This is a genomic window from Polyangiaceae bacterium, assembly GCA_016715885.1.
GTDB lineage: Bacteria > Myxococcota_A > Polyangia > Polyangiales > Polyangiaceae > Polyangium.
Window position 1 is genome coordinate 454,790 of the sequence record JADJXL010000025.1, and the last position, 26,150, is coordinate 480,939.

Genomic DNA, 26,150 nt, shown 5'->3' on the forward strand with positions numbered 1-26,150 from the left:
GCTGCGGCCCGGAACATGCTTCGGCCTGATCATCGAAAGTCACGACCATGATGCATACAAGCGATAACTTTTGCGAGTCAATGGCATCTCGTGGTGCATCCTCCAATGGAGCCGGTGAACCTTTGCCCGAAGGGCTGAGGTGGGCCGTCGAGTACCTATCTGGGTACGACATGGGGGATGTGCGCGTCCATTACGCGTCGGACAAGCCTGGCGGGGTGGGCGCGCGCGCGTTCGCGCATGGGACGGCGATTCATTTGGCGGCGGGGGCGGAAGATGCATTGCCGCACGAGGTGTGGCACGTGGTGCAGCAGAAGCAGGGACGAGTGCGGGAGACATCGCAGCTCAATGGCGCGGCTTTGAATGACGATCCCATTCTCGAGAGGGAAGCGGACGCAATGGGCGCCGTGGCTTCGAGCCTGAGCTGGTCGACGCTATGGCGTAACGTTCGGAAATCTTTAAATAGAAAACGAATCGCAACGCCAGTGCTGCAGCGAGTGGTCACCGTTGGAGCCGACCGGTACACGAGCAGCAAAGACGACTTCGAACACTTCGTCGCGCGCGTTGGCAAATTGCTACAGACACGTTTCGGCGACAATCGTTACGTGTATTTTCCCCCCAAAGTGATGGCGGAAATTTTGTCTGATTTTGTGCTGGACGACGAGCAATTTGCAAACGACGAGGCGCTGCTGCGAGAAATCGCCATTCGAAACGTGGGGTATCGAGCCGAATCGGCAATGCGTCTGCTGATGGATAAGAATGCCAAGGTGCTCGGACGCAAGATGGTCGATAAAGACAAGGCCATCGAAGCTGCGAAAAAACAATGGGCCTTGGACGAACAGGCGGCCTATTCGGATAGACACTACAAGGATTATCAGGCGTTCAAGCTCGCCGTAGACGAAATTGAAGAGGACGCCCTCGAGGGCTACATCATTTGGCGCGCCGCATCGTACTTGACTCAAACCACGAGCTCACCCATGGCGCAATGGCTTGCGGGCCGCACGAACGACGAGCCGCTCGCAATGAATTGCTGGGAATGCGTGCTTTATTCCCTGGTAAAATCTGGCCTCGTAGGAAAGGGGTACATCTCGTGGGCCAACGTGACGCTCAACAAGGCCCCCTATTGGAAATCGAAAGACGAGTTTAGCCCCATTCCGTCTTTTCTGCCGGAGATCATCAAAATCCGAGACTACTTTTGGAGCGTGTCGAACGGCCCGCTCGAAAATGCCGACCGCCGCGCACAGCGGATGGGCTGGGCTGACGATGAGATCGTGTGCATTCCCTCGAATGTCAAGATCCCGCGGGGGCGTGTGGTCATCCTGAATTTCGGGGCGCATGTCGCCATTTCAACCGGCCGAGCGTTCCGCATTGAATCTGAAAAGGCCCAAGAATTTTTTGGTACGACCATGGGCCATGGCATTCTCGAGCTCGACAAACCCGAAAAAGAACTGCGCACGATCAAAGAAACGACGATCGAAGATCTTCTGAACATGGGAAGGACGTACTTGAAGCACGTCCTCATTGCGCCGTTTCCCGCCATTGCCAAGGGCGATAGCCCCGTAAGGAACGACGAAGTGAGAACCGCATCGGTGCCCAGCGTAAAAGAGGCCATTCAGGCCTTCCTCGACCAAAACAGCGGTAAGATCGCGACGGAGACCCAGAAAGAGACCGCGCAGCACGAGAACAACGTCCAGAAGCTACAGTCGCAAATAACGGCGCTCGAGCAGAACCCTCCGATCGATCAGGCGAAATACAACACGTTGGTCGAAAAAATCGAAAAACTCAAGAAGTCCATAACGAGCGCCGAAAATAGAGTCAAAGAGAAGTGGGAACGTGCTGCAATGAGTAGCACGGGCGTCCAGAATGCCATCGGAACGCTCAAACCGGCGAAGCAGCAGGGGTTCGTAAAGCTTCCCATGACGTTTGCCTACGAGGCCGTCGATCCATATTACGGATTGGTTACTTTTCCCGACAAGAAATAGCGCGGTGGCCGCGAGCTCGAGAGCGAAATACAAGGAGTGAAGTCATGTCATTGAATTACGTTCTTCGGCAGTTCGACGCCATCGGACCCATGGGCCCTCGTGCGTCATTGACCATCGATCAAAACTTCATCGGATCGGCCGATATCATCGCGCTGCTGCGCTCCATCTTCAGCGTCTATGCCATTACGATCGACCTCGTCACGAGTCAAACGCTACGTGCCGATGACCAATTGAGGCTCGTTGGTACGACGGCGCTATTCGATGCGCCGGACGTGAACGTGACGTTCATCGCGCGCGAGCTGGATGGGCGACTCGTGGTGACGTTCGATATGAACGCTCCTCCGGGCTGGTCGCTCGCGAAAACGTGCCCGTATTTGCCTACGCACGCCTTGCGTCATACCGATGGCCCCGACGGCGATTGGCTTCAAGATGCCAACGTCCTGACGCGGCTGAGTTTCGGTGCCGTGCGGCTCATATGTTCGAATGCTGCTTATTTCGACGATACGCTCGGGCGAAACATCGTGCCCGGCCTCAATCTCGTCGGCGAGCTCCATCTCCAGGGACCTCTGTATACGCTCGGGTTTCTCTTGCAGGAAGACAAGCCTCTGCATGTGTATGGCCCCATCAAGGAGTTTTCTCGGGCGTACGATCCATTGAAGTTCCTTGGTATTCGTCTCCATGCGCCCCTCATGACGGACGTGGCGAACATCGGGCCGCTCGTCATTCAAAGCGCCGAGCTTTTCATGAAATCGGCACTCTCGGATTACGACCGCGATCCCAACATCAGCGCGACGCAAGGCGATGGCCTCTATCTTCTCGCCCAATCTACGCTCGCAGGTCGACCGCTCGAACTGATCGGTAAGCTCGACATTGCGGGAACCTCGACTGAGCTCAGTTTACGAGGCACTTTTGCCGACTTCAATGTCGCAGGCTTTTCCAATCTCTCGCAGACGGTCGGTGTTGACGGTTTTGATTGCATGCCGGAAGATATGCCAAAGCCCAACGGGCTCGCGTTGACCGACTTCGGCGTCACCTTCGATTGTATCGACTATAGCGTGAGCCGCTTGCTCGTCGGTGTCGGATTGCCCATGCATTGGGAAATCGTTCCCGATACCATGTCACTCACCGAAATCGCCGTCGTCTTCAGCGTATCCCGTCCATTCAGCTCGGGTCGATACATTTCGACGACACTCACGGGGCTTCTGGCATTCAAGAAGTTCAGCCTTGCGGCCCACATGGAGTTTCCCTCGTATCGCATAGGTGCGGGGCTACCGGCAGGACAAACCCTTCCGTTCGGTGACGTCATTGAATCGTTTCTGCCCAACGAAACCGACCTACCGGCGCTCACCATTACGCAATTGCTCCTTCAGGCAGCACCCAAAGAACAATCGTTCTCCATTGCCGCTACCATCAAGGACCTCTTGTCCATTCCCGTGGGCGGAACATCCTTCGATGTCGCAGGGCTTGTTTTCTTGATCGATTACGTCAAAGTACGAGGCGTCAGGGCCATCGTATCGGCGCAAATGCGCATGGCAGACGCTTCGGCGGTGCTCTCGGGTGAGGTCAACAATGGCACTACCCTATCGGGCAGCCTATCGAACTTCGAACTGAAGAAGTTCTGGTCTCTCGTGACGAATGGTGATTCATTGCCGGACGAAGTTCCCGATATCGTCTTTCAGACACTCAGCATTCGAGTCAACCTCGAGACGGGAGCATTTTCGGCAACTGGCAATGCGACCGTCGCGTGGGACCATTTGACCAGCGAAGGTTCGCTTTCGACCAACGTGCAATTTACGTTCACGCACGACAAGGTTGGGGACAAACACGCCATTGCCGCGAGCATCAGCCTGCAGGGCACGGGACCCGTCCATGTCGTCGACGGGTTTTCCCTCCAGGCGTTCAACTTCCTCTTCAATTACAACTCCACCTCGGGCTGGGCTCTGTCGGGCAGCTTGGGGGTCGATATCTTCGACACGAGGATGGATTTGCAGGCCGGTTATGAAGATGTGGCCGGAATCAAAAAGTTCAAATTCCGCACCACGGCCACCCCGGCCAAGCAGCTCATCGGCATCGACGGAATTGGTTCGTATTCGTTCCAGCAATTCGATTTGCTGATCGACCGCCGACTCGTAGGCGACAAGCGCCAGACGTTCTTCGACTTGCGAATCGCATCGAGACTCGCCATCGAAAACGCATTTGCCGTCGATGGATACCTGAGTCTGATGAATACTGCAGAAGGCAAGAAGGCGCTGCTCTTCAAGCCGAATGCGGGCACGGCAGGGTTCAAGCTCGACTTTCCCACCGGCGAAGGAATGGCCGTCAAGGGGGACGTTTTCGAGATTGGGTTTGTCAAAGAAACAGAAACGACCGCGTGGACGTTCACCGGCACGCTCAACATTGGTTTCATGGGTTTCCCCGGGTTCCTGGGCGATGCACTACCCGCCAAGGTTACTGCAAAGCTCGTTGCCGGCACCAAGGATGTGCGCATTTCGGCGCTCAACGTGACGGATCCGGTGGGCGTTGCATTCCCGACTATTGACGGCAAGAGCCTCGGCAAAGCTTTCGTTCAATTGACCGAGGTGGGGATTGCCTTCAAACCGTCGCTCGGATTGGTCATCGAAGCGGGTCTGGGTTTGCCTGCGGAGCTGAATACATTCCTCGGCGCGCAGATTTTCCGTGTCTATCAGCCGGGCAACGTCGCAACGATGGCGCGCACGCGGCTGACCATTTCCGGCACGGGCGTCGCCGTGCAATTCTTGGGTTCGCCTTTTGCTGCGGCAAACACCGTCGTCGTGGGCGGCGATACGTGGTTCGACGTCGACTTTGGCGAGTACGGTGCAATTCGTCTCAAAATGCCGACGTTCATTTACGATGGCGTATCGCAATACTTCGAAGCCGGAGGCGGCATCCAAATCACCCGCACGCTTGCTTTGCCCCTCGCGCCGCTCAAAATGTTCCTCGAAGCGTGCGGCGGGAAAACCATGGCCGACGTCTTCCCGGACAAGATTCCGCTCGATGGCCTCGTCCTGGTCGACCAAAACGACGATCTCGAGATTGACAAATTCGTCGACTTCCTCGAGCAAGCAGGGGACGTGCCGAACGACGTCGTTACCATTTTGAAGACGACAGGCAAGGTGCTCAATCGATTCCCCGACGGGTTCAAGCATTACTTCAACTTGAAGGTGCCGGAGAGCCTCGAATTCAAGTTTGGTTTTTCGCCGACGGGTCGAATCACCATTGGCCTCGTTGCGCCGAAAACGCCGGTACGCGTACTTTTCCCGACGGTCGTTCAAAGCTATGTCCCGATGCCTGGGCTTTGCGGTATCGAAGTTCGCAAATTCACCGTGGGAACGCTCATGGCGGGTGCGCTCATGTATGGCGAGGTCGATGCTGTCATCGATCAATTCGATCTGCCGTCGCTCGTCGTTTCGCTCGCATTGCCGACCGATCCGAGTTTCCCACTGCCCACCTCCGATCAATTGCAGCGGCGCATCATTCTCGACGACGTCTTTTGCGTAATTCCGATCTCGGCGGGTTTGCCCATTCCGATTCCGCTCTTCTACGACGAGATCGGATTCGAATACATGGGCGTCGAGGGGCTCGGGTTGCAGGCGCACGTGGGATTCCCCAAACCGGCTTTGGATGGCGCACGAGCTGCGGCCATTTTCCAGGCGTTCAGCGATTTCATGAAGAAGCCCAAAGCGCTCTTGAATCCCCAAACCCCACCGGGCGGGTTCGAGCTCGCGTTCACTTTTCACGACGAATACTTGCAGGCTCCAGAATACCTGGGCGGCAAGTTCCTCGGTACGAAAGGAAAAACCATCAAGGTCGGAACGTGGAAAAATGTCGCGTCGATGATGAATTTCTGCAAGACGTTTTCCATCAACGATTGTATCGCAGCCATCCCACTCGAACAGCGCGTGGGCAGCGCCGAATACAAGTTTGCATTCATGAAATTCGATGCGGACTGGATGCTCACGACCCCGGCCGAATTCAAAGCAGGCGCGTTCAAGCAAATGAAGCTCACGGCGAGCGATGTGGATGATTTCGTCGCAGTTTTGCCGGCCGTGGCGACCGCCGCGGGCGGCCAGGTAAAACGCAACGAGGAAGGGCTGGTCGCATTCGTACGCGGGCAGGCGGACATCGGGTTCATGCGCCTCGAAGCAGCGCTCGGCCTGGCCGCATCGAGCTCGATGGGGTTCAATACGGGATTCAAGTTCGAGGGTGCCATTGGTAAGGTGGTATTGGGGCTCGAAGGGGCGGTCATGGTGAATTCGCCCATCGTGACGACCGCCGCGCCAGTCGTTACGACGACGGAAACACCCGCACTTTTCACGCAAACGGCGCCCGCGCTAAAAATGGGAGTCGTTACGGTCTTCAAGAAAGCCGCGGTATCCGCGGCACAGAAGATCGTGTCCGCCGCGAAACGGGACGATGGTAAGGCGCTATCGCTCAATGGGAAAAACGCATGGATCGAAATTCCTGCGTCCGATAGCTTGATGCTCCCCGAATACACAATCGAAATGTGGATCCGGCCTGGCAAGGAGCAGGGCGACGAATGGATCGAGCTGTTCGGAATCGATACGCTGCAGAACGGATGCCAGCGTAATTATTACCTCGAGATCAACACGAAAGGCGCATTCTATGTGCATCGATTCAAGGATGCAAAGAACGGGAATTCCGGTGCGCCGCACACGCCCAATGGCAGCGTGAAGTGGGAAGAATGGCAACATGTGGCCATCACGAACGACGGTGTCACGGCGAAAACGTACATCAACGGCAACGAGGTCGCGAGCGGGCCGGTGCAAGGCGGACTCGTTTTGCTGAAGGACACCGTTTATATCGGCAAATTACCCGGCAGCGGAATGGATAAGTTGTTCAAGGGTGAAATCGCCGAGGTCCGCATCTGGAAAGCCGCTCGAGATGCTGATGACATCGAGGAGAACATGCGCGAAGTCCTCGACGGCGACGAGAAGAATCTCGTGTCGCTTTATAGATTCGACTCGAATACGGGCGACAGAGCCGTCGACATTTGCGGGAGAAATCACGGGACGATAAAGAACGGTGCATTCGTCAACTCCGATTTGCTCATGCTCGACGGTTTGGAATTCGACGGGCAATCATCGTACATCGAGATACCCGATTCGAAAAGCCTTCGCATTGGGCCGTACACCGTCGAGGTATGGCTCAAGCCATACACGCCGGAGGAAAGCCTGGAGGCCGTTCTCGCCAAACGCATGAAGCGCGCAAAGCCCGGGGCTTTATTCAAAGGGCAGTCCAAGGAGCAGAAGGCGTCCACCCGAACCCCGTGGGCCGGCGTATTCGGAAAAACCGGTCGCAACTATTCGGTCATCCTTCATCGAAAGGGGTTCATTCACCATCGATTCCATACGAGCAAGGGTCCAAACGACGGCGCGCCCAATACGGCCGATGGAGCGATCGATTGGAGCAACTGGAACCACATTGCGATCACCAACGACGGCAAAGTTGCAAGGACGTACTTGAACGGCGCCAAAGTGGCCGAAGGACCGGTCGCAGGCAATAATCTCATCGTCGACGACGGCACCATTGTGATCGGCAGAACGGCGGATGCTCCTGCCGAAACGTTCGTCGGGCAAATCGCCGAAATTCGGCTATGGTCCGGGGCGCGTTCGCCCGAGGAGCTCGCGACGAACGCCGGCAAGCGCCTCGATGGTAAAACCGCGAATCTCGTGAGCCTATGGCGCCTGACGGACGTCGACGGGGACACGTTGAACGATGTTTGCGGGCGAAACCCCGGGCGGCTGCATGTGAAACCAAAGAGAGCCTCCACGGCGACTAGAGCGCTCGCGCACGATGGATTGGTTTTCAATGGAACGAACGACTATGCGCTCATTGAACGTTCGGACAAGTTCAAGACCGAGAAATATACGATCGAAACATGGATTCAACCGGACAAGGAGCCCAAGGCATCGTGGCAATGCATTCTTGGAGCCGGCGGAGCAGGTCCGAAGCTTTACTTGAGCAAAGACGGCCTTGTTTCGCATCGCTATACCGCGAACGTGACCGAAGTCGTGATGCCGAAAATAAAATCAGTCATACCAACAACTATGGTGCCCAAATCCACGACTTCGGTAAAGGCTCAGGTTTTGAACACCGACAATGGACAGGTGCGGTTTGGCGAATGGAACCACATCGCCGTTACGAGCGATGGTTCGGCGATTACGATTGTCGTCAATGGCGTCGCCAGGAAAAAGGCGCAGCTCACGGGGCCGCTCGTGGTCGATGCGGCTGCGATGAGCATTGGCCGCAGCGAAGACGGAACGGACAAAGCGTTTTTCCGCGGAAGCATCGACGATATTCGCTACTGGTCCGTGGCAAGGTCGCCCGAGCAAATTGCAGCCAACATGGCCGTGCCGCTCTCGGGCAAGGAAACGGACCTTGTGGCCTATTACGACATGGACCACACGTCCGGGATCGAATTGACCGACGTGGGCCCGAACAAGATTCACGGTAAAGTATTTGGGGCGGATTGGGCGCTCGCAGCGCCTCCGGCAGCTCGAGCGACGCAAACGGCAGCGATTCAAATCCAGGGTCACGCGCATCTCGACGTGCTCGGGCACCGAGCCATGTCGGCCGATTTGCGGCTTGTCGATTCGACAATCTGGTTCAACGGCGAGCTCGACCTCTTCCCGAAGAATTGGCCCATTCGCGTCTATGGGAACGTCGAAGGAATGGTATCGAAAAAACGATTCTACCTCAGCGGCGAAACGAAGAACGAGCTATTCGGTTTGACGCTTTCGCAATCGCGCCTCTTCCTCTCGAATGAAGAGATGCGGCTCGAAGGGCGATGGCTCGGGCAATTCTTGCTGCTGAATATCTCGTGGGACAAGGACAATCCGATCTTTTCGGGCACGGTGGGATTCCGCGTATCTCCGAAAATCGACTTTGGAACCATTCGCATTGGAGGTGTCAAAGTCGCGGATAACGTGCGCCTGTCGTTCGACATTGGCGCGGACGTGTCGGTGACCATCTCGAAGAGTGGGTTTGCTGCGAAAGTGCGCGCGACCTTTACCATCAATGGCAAAGGGTTCGACCTGAGCTTCGGCATATCGATTGCCCCGCAAAGCTTCGAAGATTTGGTCAACTGGATCAAACAGAAGATCATCGATGACGCAGTCAAATACCTTGCGCACTTGTTCACGGACGCAGCGACGTGGCTCGCGAATATCGGAAACAATACGATCGAATTTGCAAAACACGTGGGTCAAGCCGTTGGTGGCACATTGAAATCGGTTTTCAAAGTGTCGAAGGAGCAAGCGGCATCGCTCATGAAGAGCGCGGGATATGGCGCGCATCAAGTCGGCGCGGCGCTCGAAGGTTCATACAAGCTTGCGGCAGGAGAAGCCGCAGGCTTGCTCAAAGGAACCGGATATGCTGCCGAAGAAGTGGGACATGCACTGCAATCGGCATTCTCGCAAGGTGCCGAAGACACGGCGAAGGTCATGAAATCCATTGGCTATGGCGTGGAGGACGTTGGCAAGGCTCTCGGCAGTGCGTTCGGTAAGGGAGTCGACGAATGCGGGGATCTTTTGAAACGCGCAGGATTCAACTCGAAAGATGTGAACTCAGCGCTAAAAACCGTCGCCAACTTTGGTAAGTCCGTTGGGAGCGGGATCGACAAGGGGCTCAAATCGCTCAAGTGCTGGTAGGCACACTTCGACCTCTCGGGCCGCAATGGGAGGGTAGCGCAGGCGCGGATGTCTTGATGGAACCGTGCTTTTCCAGTGATGACAACCTGCCGACATGCTGATAATAGTCGGCACGAGTGCTCCACCAACGCAACTCCATTGCGAGAGGACCATCCTGTGACCGAACCGCTAACGTTACATCCCTTGCTCACACCGGAAGGCCGCAGCAATCCCCTGCCCATTTACAAGCGGCTCCGTGCAGAAGATCCTCTTACGCAAGTCGAGACGGGACGTTTTAGTTGTCCGATGTGGCTTTTTACGCGGTACGACGATTGCGTCGAAATGCTCAAGAATCCCCGATTCTGCAAAGACGCAAGCAAATTTACCGAAGAAGAGCGCGCGCGAATTGGTTATCGCGATGACCTCGCAATGCTTGGCCAACATCTTCTCGGCACCGATCCGCCCGATCACACGCGCCTGCGTTCGCTAGTGGCTGCCGCGTTCACACCGCAACGTATCGAAAACCTGAAACCGCGCATTCGGACCATTGCCGAGGAGCTCATCGACAACGTCGCCGATCGTGGATCGATGGACGTCGTGGCTGATTTTTCAGTGCTCTTGCCCATTACGGTCATCGCCGAGCTTCTCGGGGTGCCCGTCGAGGACCGCATGCGCTTTCGTACCTGGACGAGCACCATGATGATGCCTCCGAGCGAGGCCAACATGCCCCAAATTCGAGCGGCAGGATTCGAGTTCTTTCAATTCCTCGTCGCGCTCGTGGAAAAGCGCCGAGCAACTCCGCAAGACGACCTCATCAGCGCCCTCATTGCAGCGGAAGAGGGCGGGGCCAAGTTGAATTCGCAAGAGCTCATCGGCATGCTCTTCTTGTTGCTCATCGCAGGGCATGAAACCACGGTCAACCTCATTGCCAATGGTACACTTGCATTGCTCGATTTCCCCGAAGAGCGCAAGCGGCTCGAAAACGATCCGTCGTTGCTCGAATCGGCCATCGAGGAAATGCTGCGTTATTGCGGTCCTGTCGAAACGACCACCCAGAGGTTTGCGCTCGAGGACGTGACGATTCACGGCAAGCATATCAAGCGCGGGGATCCCGTCTTTGCCAGCTTGCTTTCGGCTAGCCACGACGAAACGCGTTTTCCCGATCCAGATCGATTCGATATCGGTCGCAAGTCGAACAAGCACCTCGCCTTTGGATATGGAATCCACTTTTGTCTCGGCGCGTCGCTAGCCAGGCTCGAAGCGGCCATTGCATTCGAAGTGATGCTACGTCGACTGCCGCGATTGCGCCTTGCAGTAGCGCGCGAAGCGCTCGAGTTTCACCCGTCGATCCTTTTGCACGCGGTTCGCAGCTTGCCCGTGACGTTCTAAATCTGCTCGTCGCTCACCGCCTTCACGCCCATGGCTCGCAGCGTATTCCACGGCGGAATCGATCCGATCATCACGAATACCGCATCATACGGCACCCGTTCGGTTCCTTGCGGCATATGCAGGGTAAGTTTTTCCTGACCAATCGCAGTCACTTCGGCCTCGAAACGAATCGTCACTCGACCCGAGTCACGCATGCGCCCGAGCTCCTCGATGTTTCGTGCCTTCCCCCGCGTAAAACTCTTTCCGCGATGAACGACCGTCACCGTCGTTCCAGGCTGCCGCGCAAGCGCGAGCGCCGTCTCCATCGCGACATCGCCCAACCCCACGACGACCACGCGTTTGCCCTCGAAGCTTCTCGCGTCGGCCAGATGATAATGCACTCGGCTTTCGTACTCCGGATCGATTTCAATGGGTAATTGGCGCGGCGACCCTCGCTGCCCAATCGCCACGAGCACCCGGCGCGCCATACGCGTTTGCGACGAACCGCCTTCCCGCGGCTCCGTGACGACACGAAATACCCTGGCCTTTGCATCACGTTCGATTCCAGTCATGCGCGTGTCTTGAAAAATAGGCAAGTCGGCTTTGCGTATGATACGCATCCAATGCGAAAGCAATTCTTCTTTCGTCGATTCTTCGAGCCACAACTTTCCCGACAGCGGCAAATCGAGCGGTTGATCGAAAACCAGCTTGCCCCGAGGAAAACTGCGAATGCTTTGCGCCACGTTTCCTTGCTCGATGACTTGGAAGGACAAACCAAGCTCCTTGGCGCGTAGCGCCGCGCTGATTCCTGCCGGGCCTGCTCCAATGATGACCAGGTCGAGTGGTTTGTCGCCGCTACCTGCCCATCGTCCCTCCGCCTCCAAGCTCGCGACAATCTTGTCGACGGCATGACTGCCTTGGAGGATGGCATTTTTGATGAGGGGCAAACCCGTGATGTCCCCCGCGAGAAATAGACCCGGCGTATCGACGCTTTCGAGGTTTTCCCCTATACGAGGCCTATCGCCTATCGTTTCCCCATCCGTGACGCGAAGCGATCCATTCGGACAGCGCTGCTCGCACAAGGTCAAACCGCAGCATGCTTCCGGGCGAACGACCACCGCAACGTATTTCTGCACTTCGATCACGTCGTACGGGCACGCATCCACGCACGCGTAACATCCAATGCATGTTTGCGTATTGATTTGAGGAAGCCGAATGCGCGTTTGCGGCTTGACGAGCGCCTCGGGCGGCGCCGTCGTTTTCCCTCGACGAATTCGCGCAAGAATGCCTCCCCCACCTCGCACGAAACCAAACGTCAAGCCAAAAGCGAGCATTCCTGTACCGAGCCAAACCCATGCGAGATTGCCCACGACTGGCCGTGCCACGACCGGATTGCTGATCGCCACTTCACGCGCCGCATCCCACATGATCGCGCGATCTTCCCCATGTTGCTCTGCACAAACCCGCCTTTTGCCAAATGCGTCCGCGCGTGGTGCAACATCGTCGGGAAGCGCCGTTTGATGTTCGTCGAAACAAACGGAAGGTCTGTCCCCGCCAAGTTTGTCTTGGCCGGGAACCAAACACCGTGCAATGGGATCCTTCGCGGACGTGACATCGTGACACCGCTCGCAGCTCGAAACGGCCACGATGGGCACCGTCGCTGGTCCCAAGGACTCCCGCGTTACCGGCAAATCGACGGATTCTTCGCCGCCTGGAGCAAAACGAACGGCGTCGTTTCCAGGTACGAATACGACGCCTTGATCGCCTCGATGAATCGTGTGGCAATTCGAACAGCGCAGCGCGCCCTTTTGCTGCAATCGCGCATGCCCCTTGCGCGTTGAGGGATGCGGGCCGTGGCATCCGACGCAAGCTTCATCCGGGCGCTTTGGAGCATCATCGGTGCCGTGACATTTTGCACAAGTGACGGATGCATTGACATGCGGCTTTGCCAATGGTCCCGGCGATGAATGTCCCCCCGGAGGCGGCATTGCAAACGCCGAAATGGCAGTCGTCGCGGCTGCCACGATGGTCGCGGGAAAAAGCCCTCGAAAACGAGTCACATCCGATGTCGTTTCGGCACGCCGAGCAGCACGCCCGCGCGGCATTTCTCGAGGGACCGCGGCGCGATCGCGCGCATCACCGAGCGGTGCCGCGTAGAGCGTCTTCTGCGCGGCGGGGTTGTCGTCGGGTGATTTGTCGCGATCGGAATCGGTCATGGGCAAACCGGAATGGTAAGTCGTAAGAATACAAGAAAACTCAGCCCTACGTGAAGCCCATTCTTACTGGTGACGCTTGATCCTCACCGTGATGTCGACACTCCGCGTCTTCGGATCGACGGCCGTATCGATGTCCACGTCGGCCGGAGCCCCACGGCTCAGATGAAAACTCCGTACCTTTTCGACGTCTTCCAGGACCTTGCTTCGTGAAAACACGGATCCCGTCTTCGTGCGCCACGAATCGCGCAAATATTCGGCCTGTTTCGCCACCAAATCACCACTGAACTTGACAGCGCGAACCTTGAAGACAGGCCCCTCAGTGACTTTCAGCGAAATGGTCACCTTCGTACCATCCGCCGATTCGACGATTTCCGGCGTTGAAAATGCACCCGTAATCAGTCCGCGATCGAAAAGATCTGCCGTAATGACGAGCACGTCGCGCTCGAGCAATTCACGATCGAAAGGCTCACCGACTTTCGTGCGGATGATCTTCGATAGCTCGGTCAAACGTGCTGGAGCAAGCCCTTCGATGTTCAATGCGCCAACCATCACGCGCGGTCCCGGCTCGACGGCAAGCGTGACATTCACTTCGTCCTCGCCTTCAGGAGTGGTTTCGACGGCAATGTTGGCGTGCATGTAACCCCGGCGCATGAGCATCACGGTCGCCGTGCGGGTCATTGCATCGAATCGAGCGCTGTCTTCCCATGGCGGAGCTTCCGGAACCAATTCATCTGCAATGGCCTGATCGAGCCCCTCGGCTGGGCGAACTTTCACGGAACGAACGCGTCTACGCATTTTGACTTCGTAAACGACGACAACGCCTTCCTTGCGGTTTTCCTTGAATACGACGACATCCTCGACGCGCCCCTCGGCATAAAGCGACCGGACGTTCATATCCGTCGTCACATCATCGAGCGGACCTTCGGCTCGCAAGGAAAACCGTTCGCAAAGCAATGCCGGCGCGCCACGACCTCGAATTTCGACCCGCACCACTTGCCCCTCGTCGACGAGTCCCTTCACCTCGGAGCATACGTGAACGGCAATCGGATCCTTTTCGGGCGGAGGTTTCACCGGTACAGGTTCGGCCGGACGCACCGGCGGAGGTTTTGCTGAGCCCCCGCACGCAAACAAACCAAGGGCGACGAGCGCGAGCGAATTGCGACACATCGACGAATTCCACATGCTCACAGCCTCACCTCGACGTACACATTCGCTCGCAAACTCGAAAGATATGATTTTTCCATTTTTTCGAGCTGCTTGGAGGCCTTTTCCGGATCTTTGTCCAAGCTCTGAAATTTGTCGGACATGCGAATTCTCATGAGCTTGCCGACGAGGAGCTGGCGAACGATTTGTTCGCGATATTGCTCCTGGGTAAAACCTTGCTCGACGATGACCTCGAGGACCCGCGCGCGCGTAATGCCTTGCGCCGCCGCGATCTTGTCGATGGTAGAATCAATCTCCGCCGGAGAGACGGTGACTTTCCGCGCCCGCGCGTCGCGTGCGATCAGCCGCTCGTCGATGGCGGTTTGCACGAGATCCTTGTGCAATTGAGCTTCGGCCGCAGCGCGTTTGTCCGGAGGAACCTCGGCCAGGCGCTTCTTGAACGGCTCCGCGCGACGCTTCAGCTCGACCAACGTGACGACATCGTGGTCGATGACGGCGACGATGCGGTTGACGACGACACGCTCGACGAGCGGATCTTCCGCGGCAGAAGGCGCAGAAACGCCGAGAAAACACAGAGCGAGGGCGAGGGCTTGCAGAACGTGCGGGCGTTGCACGGGCGGATGCTACGACGCAAAACGAGCTTAGGGAAGAGCGAAACGTAGAAGATTACATGACAGGAACTTGGCAACCGGAAACTTCACGTCCAAACGACCTCGACCGGCGTCGTCATTCCTCCCGCGTCGATACGCAGCGCATAAACCCCGGACACCGTCGAGAGGAGCAGAATGGCGAATCCATCCCGCGAGAAGAGACGCAAATCGAAAAGCGTGGACAGCTTCTGCACCTGACCATCTTTGACGAGATCATCGTAGATGATGCGATCAGGAGCGCGCACGATTTCATCTGCTTTTGCAAGCCGCATGCGTACTCCTCCGCGTTCTCCCGCGGCCCATACGACAAGGAGCTTGCCATCCAAATCGACCGCATCGATTTTCATGTCGCGCGGCCCGAATTCGTATTGGGTCTTCAGGACCTTTTCCATGGCCACGTCGTACACGGTGCATCCGGCCGTCGTGCATTGACTTTGCGCAATCGTGGTCGACCACGATTTTTCCGCCGAGGCCCGATATAACCGCGTCACCACCGCTTCGGTACCATGACACGACAGAATGCCATCGCTGACTTTGGGCGACATGGGAGGGCTCCACTTGCCCCCTACGAGAAAACTCATGAAATCGTTGTCGTAGCCCTTTACGCGCACGACCATGGCTTGAGGCGTCCGGCAACCTTGAATGTGCGCCGGTTCGTCCGCGCCTCCTTCGATGAGCCCCGGTTCGGGCAATTCGCCGATGTCCGTAAGATTCGGCGCCGCGTCACCTTGCCACGGATAACGCGTCACGAACAGGCGTCTTTCGTTTTTCTTGGTCACACCGCGCAAGACGAGGTGATCCCATAGAATTTGCGTCGAATAATAATAATTGCCGACGCGAAAATCCGGTTCGATCTTCGTGCGCCCTGCTTTTCCTCCTGCTGGACGCCTTGCCAAGATCAAATCTTTCGTTTTGTCATCATATCCAAGCGCCGCGCTGGCCCCGTCCTTTTGCGCATACCCGCCGTAGCTGTACATTGCATCGATTTTGTCGCCGCTGTCCGCGCGAAAAATACCCGCTCGACCGCGTTCGCCTGCAAAAACGACGGGTGCGGAATCATCGTCGGCCGTTCCCCATAGCCGCAATCCGTGTCCTCCCGAAACCGACTGCGGCAACGACTTACATTCGACTTTGGCGTCTTTCGCGGCGAATGTGCAAAGAAATGGCGCCTTCGTTATGCCCTTTTCTTCCACCAAAAGCCGCATGGCGGAAGCCGGATGAGCATCGGTGAACGCCGCTTTCAGCGTAAATACCGTCGGCGAAAGAGGCGCACCTTTGGCAAGCTTGCTGGCATCGAGCGGCTTTGCGGCTTCCGGCGCCGATGGCCCTTCGACATTCGTCCATTTGATACCCGCCTTTTTCGCCTGCTCCCACGTGGCATCGATCATTTCCGAAAGATCGGCCGATCGCCCCGTAGGCTCTCGTAATGCTTTCGCAAGCGATTCCGCTGCGGCCCCGAGATCCTTGCCACCCGGTTCGGTTCGTCCTGCGCTTTTCCACGTCTCTTGCACGACATGACCAAGCGGCGTGCACGACATGGGCCAGGGTTTGTCACTCCCCGGCGCCATTCGCTCCTGCTCGGTCATGGTCATCGCCGTGAGCTGCGCATTGCGAAACCGAATGCTCGGCACTTCCCCTTCTTCGAGCGACGGGCCCATGACACACCGCGAGAATGCGCTCCACGCTTTGGACATGGCCGCCGTGTTTTCCGCTTCCTGAAAACGGAGCAGGGCAAACAGTCCCCCGCCGGCGAGCAACACGACGGCCGAAATGCCAATGAGGAGATTTTTCGATCGCTTCTTACGATCCTCGACAATCTCGTCCACCGGCTCGGGAGGCGGAGGTTCGTGCTCGGTAGCGTGCGATGGCTCGGACAAACTCGGCTCGGTCATGTGAAACGCCCTCCCTGGCAAGAGACGACACGACCTACCACGAGCGCCCATGTGAATGCAAGACGAATTGTCGTCAGCGACGAACGGCAGTGGCTGCGTGAACGACGAGGAGCGCAAGCGCAATTGCAAACGTCACGACATGCGCGGGCAAACCGGCTCGAAGCACGAATAACAAAAGACGCTGCACCGGGAGCGCGCGACGTTCCACGACGATCCTCACCAAACCATCGAGACCCGCCAATCGTTCTTTACCCCGCCCCTCGAGAACTCGATCGATCCGCTCGCGCAAGTGGCGCTCTTCTTCGCGCAAGCTTCGCCCGCTCAAGAAAAGCATAACAGGGCCAAAGGGCTGTTTGGTGTAAGGAACGAGGATTTTTTCGAATATTTTTTTGACGAGATCACTCTTGCCACTGACGTCACGATAAAGCCGATCCATGAGCTCGCGACGAGCTGCCGCAAAGTCTTCGGGAAGTGCAGCCGTGCGCTCGATACGCGCGAGCCGCGACGGCAAAATGCGGTAAACGAGCGCCGTCCAAAGGCCAAAAAATGTCGTTGCCATGAATGCGAGTCGCAATGCGCTGCCCGCAGACGTGGGCCAAAGCGAAAAGATGGGCGCGTGCGTCGCCACGAGCCCCAATGCGATAAATCCAAGCGCCAAATGCACGGCAAGTTGAGGACGAACGCGCGACGTCGTTGGAGTGGACGATTCTTTGGCACGCTTTTGCATCCGGAAGCGCACGAGCCGCTTCGGACCGGCATACAAAAGCAGAAGACCGAATACAATAGCCGCAAGAACGCCGGCAATGTATCCCATTCCGGATCCCGGACGAAGCAGCCCGCGGACATGCATCACGATTGCGGCAACCGTCAAACCAATTCCTGCAATCGCTCCGCCGAGAATGATCCCAATGTCGTTGGCTCGCGGCGCCGACACCAATGGGGCCGCGCTGGACGAACCTTTGACGAGATCGCGTACGTCGGCCAATTCTTCGCTGGGGTTCATCCGGAAAATCGATCCCGTAGGACAAACCTGCACGCATGCAGGACCGTCGTAACCGCGGCAAAGCTCGCATTTGACGGCGACATCGGGATAGGCCCCGCCGGCCGGACGAGGCGCAGATTCGGGACGCTCGGCCATGCTGATGTTGTCCCAAGGACACGCTTTGGCACATGCCCCGCAACCCGTGCACAATGCTTCACGAATGAACACTTCGCCGCCGGGATCACGCCCAATCGCACCGGTCGGGCAATCGATCATGCAGCTAGGATTTTCGCAATGCTGGCACGAATTCGGAAGTAGCAGACTTTTCGGCGCGTTTTTCGCTGCATCTACGCGAGCCACCATCTTGTCGCCACGTCGCACGATGCGCGACTGACCGTGCACATCCGCGCAGGCCCACGCGCAATGGCCACAGCGAACACACGTTTCCAAATCGATGACGAGCAGCGATCGAGCGACGTTCAGCCGATAGAGGTCACGAAATGCATGCTGGGTGGCATTCGCCGCCGCACGACCAATGACGGACAATTGCACGGCCTGTTGATCGAGCGCAATGCGACCGAGCGTCGAAAAAGGTCCGGATGGCGATTCGCCACGGTTCGCACGGTGCGTGCATCAATCGTAATGAGCAGCGTCGGACCACTCGCAACGGCTCCGGAAACGCGCGGAATTGCCGCTTCGATTTCGGCATCTCCGAAAAAGTCGCCCCGACCCACGTACGCGCGCACGTGCAAGCGTTCGCCGTCGTCCGTTTGAACTTGAACCATCCCATCGGCCACGATGAATAGATCCGTCGATGGATCCTGCTCGCGATAAATGGTTTCTCCGCGATCGAAACGTCGGTATCGCGCCGCATCGAGCAAAAGATCGATGTCCGCCGGCTCGAGCGTCCGAGCAAATGCCAGCGTTTGCAGCAAATCGCGCGTTGCAGCTCGGCGTAGTATTCGTTCCAGCCGTTCAGCAACCTCGGCTTTGCCGCTTCGACCGACGGCGCGCTGAAAAACGTGCGCCGTGACTTTGCACACGCGCGATCGCGCGCGAGCTTTCGCCGTTGCACTACGCGCACCACCCACGGTCGCTTCTTCGCCGAACGAAGCGCCTTTTTCGGCAATGCGCAATTCTTGCTCCTGCGTTTCACCGCGACGAACCGCAGACAAAACGACGGATCCTTCGGCGACGACGAAAAACGCATCGCTCGAATCGCCGGCGCGATAAATGATTTCGTCTTGATCAGCGGTAAAAATTTTACCGCTTTCTTCGATTTCACGCCGGGCCCGAGCATCCAGCCCACGAAAAACCGGCGCATCCCACACGACCGATGGCCACGCGGGAGCCGCATCGCGGGGAGCTACGTCCGTCATTGCACCTCCGTGGTGACGCGCTCGAGCTCCACGATATCCAATCTGCGCAGCATGTCTTCAGTGACCGCCGGCCCGCTCGGACGCAAGCCTCGCCGCGACTGCTCGCGCTCGTACGCGGCAAACGCGCGAATCAAAAATGGCGGGAACGCTCGGAACAAAAGCCGCGCTTCAATTCGATAGGGTCCGCGACGACCGCCAAAGTCCAAGTCGTACGTGTAACGGATCGGCGTATTCGATGGGAGCGATCGCGTATCGATGATCGCGTCGGGACCGCGCACGAAACCGCGACTCGCATCGAGCGCTCCGACGGGGAAATACGTCTCGAAAAGGGCGTTGTCGCCGAAAAGGTTGGACCGGCATTCGCCCGTATCGATATCGTAATCGCCATCGTCAAATCGGTCGGCTCGGAAAAAACCTTGACCGGGAGCTGGTTCGCATCGGCCGTCGGGGCTGATGAATCCAATGCAGCGCACGCATCGCAAGAAGCCATTTTGAAAATTGATGAGGCCCTTGCCGCGAAATACCGTGCCCCCCAAAGCCGGCGGAGGTGACCATTGCGCAACGTCGGGACCATCGCGCACGTCCGCTCCGAATAGGCCCACCGGACGGCCCCTTTCGTCGATGGATGAAGGATTCGTATTGACTCGGACAAACACTTTGTCCCGCAGATCTTCATCGGGCCTGTCCACGCGCCCCACTTCGTAAAGGACGCGCCCCGAACCATCGCGCACGACGAGATGCACCCAGAATTCTCGCTCTTGGCTGAATCCCGCGGGCACTCGATGACCCGCTCCGATATTTTCCACGACAATCGGAATTTCAACACCACGCCTGCTATTGCGAGCTCCGTCGATTTCAAAACGAAACGTGTGACGTAGCAATAAATCGCGACGACGACGCGCTCCGAGGGGAATTCCGTGCACGTCGAGCGATTGTTCGTCCGTGAGGAATTCGGGGAATTCCGGCGATAGAGGCAAGTCCACGCCGGAAAAGTAGTGCGTCGACACGGTAGCTGCTCCGGCAGAATTGGCAGCAGCAAGGGCCTCGGGATAAACGCCTGGACGACGCGCTACGAAATGGGTATTCGGCGGGCATTCGGGTTCGTCTTCGCCAGACGCAGGCGCGCCCGGTTCGCAAACGCCCGGGAACGTGCTCATGTGACAATCTTGGCACGATGCGGGGGTTTTCCCACGCCTTTCCTGGTCACGAGCATACGCGGCCCATTCGGAATACGCATTGCGCAAACGTTTGAAATGTTCGCCTTGACGAACGCCGATCACGTCGGTTCCAAAAAGCCGCACGTCGTGGCAACTGCCGCAAAATTCGCTGGAACGCAAATAGGCATCCGTGCGCTCGGAAGGACGGCGATGCACGACGGGATCGGGCGCACCCGCCGGCCCCGGCGCCGCAAATGTCGTTCGTGCGAATTCATGAAAAAGTTCTTCGGTGCGAATGTCATAGCCGCTGTTGGCAATTCCGACGAGACCGCGGTTGTCCTCGGGTCTGGCAGGAAAAACCGTTCCCGTCACGAAGGACGTCCACGTGGGGTTTCCTGCGTATCCGCGCGAGCCGCGTCCGCCCACGGGGCCATGCACGGAATGACAAAAAACACACGATATCCCTTCGATTCCTTGCGCTCCGAGCAAGTCGCGCACGGGCCGGCGAGTCGATGCATCGCCTCCCGGACGCCCATCCCACGCCGGCAATGGTCGATCGATTTTTTCGGCGGGGCTATGGCAATTGACACACCAATGCTCGCCGCCGCTTCCGGTGATGGGAAAACCCGTTTGTCTGTTTCGACAAGCCGTTGCCCCGTTGACTCGACGCAAAATCCCCGCACCGTGGGGACAATCTTCGTCACGGCCGACTTGTTCTTCGATGAGACTTTCGAGCGCATTGAAGAGCGGGCTCTTGACGGAATGCGCCATGACGGATCGCCGCCATTCTGCAGCTTGCCTGGCGTGACATCCCGCGCATGTCTCCGCGGTCGAACCCGTGGCGGAAAGCAGCGAAGCGGGTGGAATTTCGGGGCGCGGTAGCGGCAGAGGTGGCTCTTCTATGCGCGAAAACGCAAATGCCGCAATCATCGCACCGCCTGCGATGGGAATGGCAACCCGAAGCCACGGATGCGTTTGAAAAATGGTTTGTCGTGCTGCACCTTTGGCCTTAGCATGAGGTTCGTCCGCGACCACTCGCACGGCAGGCGGCGGCGCAGCATCGTCGGCGGAGGGCGAAGGTTTTGTCTTCGAAGGCCGGGTTCGTCCTGCAGGTGCGCGCGCAGCCGGCGTTTCTCCTCGAAGAAAACGCCCCAATTCGACGACAATGGCAGAAGCGCGATCGGGACGTTCGGCGGGCTCGGGATGAATGAGGCGCAAAACGAAACTCTGCAATCCCTTGGGCAATTCATGCGCAACGCTCTCGACGAACGGCGGCGCCTCGCGCTGCGCCGCATCGAGGGCGTGGCGCAAACCCGCTCCCGCAAAAGGATGTTCACCCGAAAGAAGTCGGTACAAAAGTAGTCCGAGCACGTAACGGTTTGCCGCATTGTCCCAGGACGAACCTCGAGCCTGTTCGGGCGGCGTCCACAGCGGCGCGTTGGCCTCGGTGCCCGCCCGCGTCGCCCCTTCAGGCGCACCGAGAATCGCGGCAACGAGGCGCGGCACGGAAAGCGCGACGCGCCCGTCGGCTGCGAGCTGCACGGCATCGAGCGACAGCGGCCCCGGAAAAAGGCTCGCCTTTTCACATGCAGCGAGCGCTTCGGCAACGGCAAGCGTCGTCTCGAGAGCCTCGCGCCAAGGCCACGCACCTTTGCGCGTGCGCACTCGCTCCGCAAGCGTGCCTTGCAGCGCTATGCGTACAATCCAAACCCCTTGTTCGTCTATGCCTCCATCGACAAACCCACCGACGTTTGCTTCACCAAGCGTGAGCAGGCGGTTTGCGGCGGATTCGTCGGATGCTTCGAGCCTGAACAATTCTGCGCCGCCTTCGCACGCAAAGCGCGACGCGCGGCCGAAGGGCGGAAGAGGCGCGCCCGGGACAAACCCACTCGTCTCGGGGCGCGCACGTTTCATCGGTCATCCCCGGCCTTCTGCAAGAACGGCGACGCCGTGCTCGATGCGGCCCCGGGCGGCCCGTCGGGCGCTTGCGCGCTGCGCACCCAATACGCCGCAAGGCCCGCTGCAAGCGACAAACCTACGATGATGCCGATGGCAACTTTGGTGGGAATTTCGCGCGATTCGCCCACTTTGTCGACGAGCGCGATGGTGTCGTTCCGCGGCGCCTTTGCAGGCGCATCGTCGCTTTCGGATGCATCATCGTCGCTGATGGTCTTCGGCCTGCTCGATGGTTCGCTCCCCACGCTGCGCGCTTCCTGAGCCGATTCGGGCAACGTTTTCGGCGTATTGCGCGGCGTCGAAGGTTTGTCGTGGGGCGTCGTTGCCGATGACGATGCGGACGCACGCGGCCCTGCAGTCTTCGTCATCGCTGGTGCCGCGACGTGAAACGGTTCGAGTCTTTCGACGATGTCCGTCGCGAGGTAGGGGCGATCTTCGGGCGCTTTTTCGAGGAGCTGGAAGACGAGCTGCTCAACGCCCTTGGGCAAACCACTGCGCACGTCGGCCTCGAACGGCGGCGGCTCTTCGGTGCATTGCATGTTGAGGAGTTGCCGCGGCGACGCCGAGTAAAACGGCGGTTTTCCCGCAAGAAGTTCGTAGAAAATGAGGCCGAGCGCATAGAGGTCGGCGCGATGATCGATCGTGCGAGCGTCGATCTGTTCGGGGCTCATGTACTGAAGCGTGCCGACACTTTGCGTGTTGGTTTGGTTCATGGCTTGAAGCATTTTCGCGATGCCGAAGTCCATGACCTTCACGTTGCCGTCTTTCAGAATCATGATGTTTTCAGGCTTGAGATCGCGATGAATGATCGGCGGCTCCTGACCGTGCGCCGCAGAGAGCGCAGACGCGACGGCAGAAACGATGCGCACGGCTTCGGCCCAAGATTGTCTTCCGTCTTCGAGCAACACGTTGCGCAGCGTTCGTCCTTCGAGAAACTCGAGCACCATCGCGAGCTGCCCGTTCGCCTCGATGCTCGCCAAACTGCGCACGATGTTGGGATGTTCGAGATGCGCCAGGATCTGCATCTCGTTGACGAAGAGCTTTCGCCCCGACTCGCTCTTCGCGAGCTCCGGATGGAGCACCTTGATGGCGACGCGCCGTTTGGAGAGCTTTTCTTCGCCCTCGTAAACTTTGCCCATGCCCCCCTCGCCCACCAGCCGCCGGACGAGGTAATCACCGAACTGCTCCATCACGCGTCTCCGATCCGCAGACCCAAGTACGTACGACCCCTGGATTCGACTTACACCATTTGAGGTCGGGCGTGTGAAGGAAGGCTGCTCGACCGCGGCTCGCAGCTTGCATCACGCGTCACCGCGTTCACTGAGAGAAAAGCGTGACGGGCGGGACGAGGGATTCCTCCATCTTCATGAAGTTGGCATCGAGCGATGAAGGGAAGTACAAGCTGCACAAGGTGACGACACCTTCGGTTCCGGCTTCCGAGATCTTCTTGAAAGAAACGCCGAGCCCCGTGCCGAACACTTTGAATCCGAGGCGGAATGCCTTTTGCGACGAAAAGCAATCGCTGATGCGAAAGCGAAGTCGAATGGCTTGAAGGCTGCGGTTTTTGGCGCCGAGGAGCGTGGTTCGAACGCCCCCCGTGAGCTTGTTGTTCTCGTAGGTGAGCGGCGCAGTAGACAACGGTAGGCTGAAGCTCGATTCGAGCAAGACGCTTCGATCTCCCCAGGGCTCGGAATTTGGATCTCCAAGATCTTGCGTACTCGCGCTGAGATCCTCGAGAACGCCGATGACGTCCGCGCGGGTGAGGAATTCCGTCAATTGTTCTTCCGTGACGCGTAATGAACGCGCCATGCGCTTCAGCCATTTGTTGCCGCCCGACTTTCGAGGTGACTTTGGCGCAATCATGGGTGACGGTTTCGCTGGAGCATCGTTTTTGAAATCGATGTCGAAGAAGGTCGCGGACTGCTTCTTGGACGCGGTCGGGATATCGAGCACGATGGGCCCTTTGAGAGGGCCGAAGATTGATTGCGACGACGGTTTGGCCGCCTCTTTTCCCTTTTTGAGTTCTTCGCAAACCTTCAAGAGATTGTTGATGACGACCGATTGCCCGAAAGCAACGCCGCTGCCCAAAAGTGGCCTGACCTCGCCTCGTTCTTCGACGGGCATTCTCCAGTAGAGGATACCGGATTGGTAGGTCATGGTATTGAGCCCTTTGCCGAAGACGCTGCCCCCGATATCATAACCGTACTTTTTCTTGCCGACTTTCGCCTCCATTTCGACTGCACCCGAAAGAGCCTGCGCATCGGCGCTCGTGTAATTGATGACGGTATCTTGTGTGCAAATCAGTGGGCATCCGCGAGGGTCGACGCCATGTTGCAATTGCCAAACGATGCGGGTTCTGCGTTTCGACCACTGCCCCTCGAAAAGATTGCCAGACGCACTCAAATTCGCGTGCGCGACGCAAGACACGGTCGCCTCGGCTTCTGCTTCGGCTCCAAGATTGCCGCCAAACGTTCCGGATACGCTATTGATCTTCACCCAGCTACGAGCGTACGTGACCTTTCCATAAAGCGGAACGAGCTTGTTGTAGAGCTCATCGGTCTTCGCGAACATTTCGTCCAACTTGACGCCGTACGATCCATTCGCAAAGAGACTTTCCGTGTAGATTCCTCGTTGAAGCCCGGCTCGTAAGCGGTTCAGGTTCTCGATCAAGTGCTCGCCAGCGTCATGCTCGTTGAAGTCTCCAGTTTCCGTCATACCGAGCCGCGCGAGGCCCAAAGAATCGCGAACCTCGCGTCGGAGCTTTTCATTACCGTTGGTTCGCGCGGCGACGAAGCGGCGCATGTAATTGAGGTGCTCGGTCGTTTCCCGTTTGAGATGACGTTTTCGCGTTTCACTGGCTAGCCAATTGCCAAGCTCATCGGCGAGGTTTTGGCGTCCCAAATCGTCGTAATACATCGGGCACGGATCGACGCCGAAATAGTGTTCGGCCTTGGTGCTTGCATTGAGCTTCAATCCGACGAAAAAACCCGCCTTCACGCCGATGGCTTCGATGTCGTCCAGTTCGAAGGCCGCCGCTTCTTCTTCTTCCTCTTCGGCCCAGTCGCTCTCCGCCTCCGCCTTGGCTCCGCCGGTACCAACCCCGGCGCTGACTTCCGCACCAATTCCCAAGGAAAACTCAGCCCCCAATTCTCCCCTCCATTTCCTGCCCGACAGAGCCGACAAGACGATGGGTTTGGCAATTTGGGCGCCGTCCAAAATGCTGGGCCCGCGGGCGACGAGAATGGTGCTCTGCTCGAGTCTAGCGGCGCTGGCATTGATGCCGATTTCGGCCGCAAGCCCGATGAGTTTGCCCGGGTCGATGGAGACATCGATGCCGAATCCCCCGCCCTTCGCGGTGTATCCGGTCTGCGTTTGTCCCTTCAAATCGACGCCATTCGATAGGAAATAATGCGCCATCTGCTTGGGCGTGACGGCACTGGGCGTTATGCCCTCGATGTCTGCAACGCGCTGCTTCAAGTAATGGTAGTTCTTGTCTCGCCGAGGCATCGTGAAACTCCAGTCGAACGGCAGATGTCGCAGGCAGGGCCACGCGAAAAGTCCACCAGTGTGGATCGGTAACCGTAACCTCGCGCAAGATCAAGGCAAATTTCGTAGCCCGTTCGAGCGTCATACGACGACCCGTTGTGCTCACGGTGCATCTCGCTACGGGAAAACTCCCTTTCGACGAGCCGGCCACACGCAGAAGCTGATCCCGGTCGTCCAGTCGTGTAACATGC

Annotated in this window: 10 protein-coding genes and 1 pseudogene; 3 read left to right on the top strand and 8 right to left on the bottom strand. The window is 57.9% G+C overall.

Annotation, left to right across the window (positions count from 1 at the left end; genetic code table 11):
- Positions 1-47: 47 nt before the first annotated feature.
- The 3 genes from IPM54_36860 (at position 48) to IPM54_36870 (ending at position 11,038) form a co-directional block, all read left to right on the top strand.
- Complete coding sequence (locus tag IPM54_36860; protein ID MBK9265344.1) at positions 48-1,979, top strand: DUF4157 domain-containing protein; 1,932 nt, start codon at positions 48-50, stop codon at positions 1,977-1,979.
- Positions 1,980-2,023: 44 nt separating this feature from the next.
- Positions 2,024-9,670: a LamG domain-containing protein gene (locus IPM54_36865; GenBank protein ID MBK9265345.1), complete on the top strand. Its 7,647-nt coding sequence runs from the start codon at positions 2,024-2,026 to the stop codon at positions 9,668-9,670.
- A 78-nt stretch (positions 9,671-9,748) separates the two neighbouring features.
- A complete protein-coding gene (locus IPM54_36870; protein MBK9265346.1) occupies positions 9,749-11,038 on the top strand; it encodes a cytochrome P450 in 1,290 nt (429 codons plus the stop codon).
- Here IPM54_36870 and IPM54_36875 read toward each other — a convergent pair.
- The 8 genes and pseudogenes from IPM54_36875 to IPM54_36910 all read right to left on the bottom strand — a co-directional run bounded on the left by IPM54_36875 (position 11,035) and on the right by IPM54_36910 (position 25,920).
- Complete coding sequence (locus IPM54_36875) at positions 11,035-13,233, bottom strand: NAD(P)-binding domain-containing protein (GenBank protein ID MBK9265347.1); 2,199 nt, start codon at positions 13,231-13,233, stop codon at positions 11,035-11,037. The genes IPM54_36870 and IPM54_36875 overlap by 4 nt on opposite strands.
- A 63-nt stretch (positions 13,234-13,296) precedes the next feature.
- Entirely contained in the window at positions 13,297-14,415 is a 1,119-nt protein-coding gene (locus tag IPM54_36880; GenBank protein ID MBK9265348.1) for a hypothetical protein, read from the bottom strand.
- A 2-nt stretch (positions 14,416-14,417) separates the two neighbouring features.
- Positions 14,418-15,011 carry a SurA N-terminal domain-containing protein gene (locus IPM54_36885; GenBank protein ID MBK9265349.1) on the bottom strand — a complete coding sequence of 198 codons (594 nt, stop codon included), beginning with the start codon at positions 15,009-15,011 and terminating at the stop codon, positions 14,418-14,420.
- 83 nt (positions 15,012-15,094) lie between these two features.
- Positions 15,095-16,939, bottom strand: a complete 1,845-nt coding sequence (locus IPM54_36890) for a hypothetical protein (protein ID MBK9265350.1) — start codon at positions 16,937-16,939, stop codon at positions 15,095-15,097.
- Between the two features lie 73 nt (positions 16,940-17,012).
- Positions 17,013-19,300, bottom strand: a pseudogene (locus IPM54_36895) (cyclic nucleotide-binding domain-containing protein).
- Positions 19,297-22,371, bottom strand: a complete 3,075-nt coding sequence (locus tag IPM54_36900) for a hypothetical protein (GenBank protein ID MBK9265351.1) — start codon at positions 22,369-22,371, stop codon at positions 19,297-19,299. Before IPM54_36900 ends, IPM54_36895 begins: the two are co-directional and overlap by 4 nt.
- Entirely contained in the window at positions 22,368-23,603 is a 1,236-nt protein-coding gene (locus IPM54_36905) for a protein kinase (GenBank protein MBK9265352.1), read from the bottom strand. Before IPM54_36905 ends, IPM54_36900 begins: the two co-directional genes overlap by 4 nt.
- A gap of 127 nt (positions 23,604-23,730) precedes the next feature.
- Positions 23,731-25,920, bottom strand: a complete 2,190-nt coding sequence (locus tag IPM54_36910; GenBank protein MBK9265353.1) for a hypothetical protein — start codon at positions 25,918-25,920, stop codon at positions 23,731-23,733.
- Between the last annotated feature and the right edge of the window lie 230 nt (positions 25,921-26,150).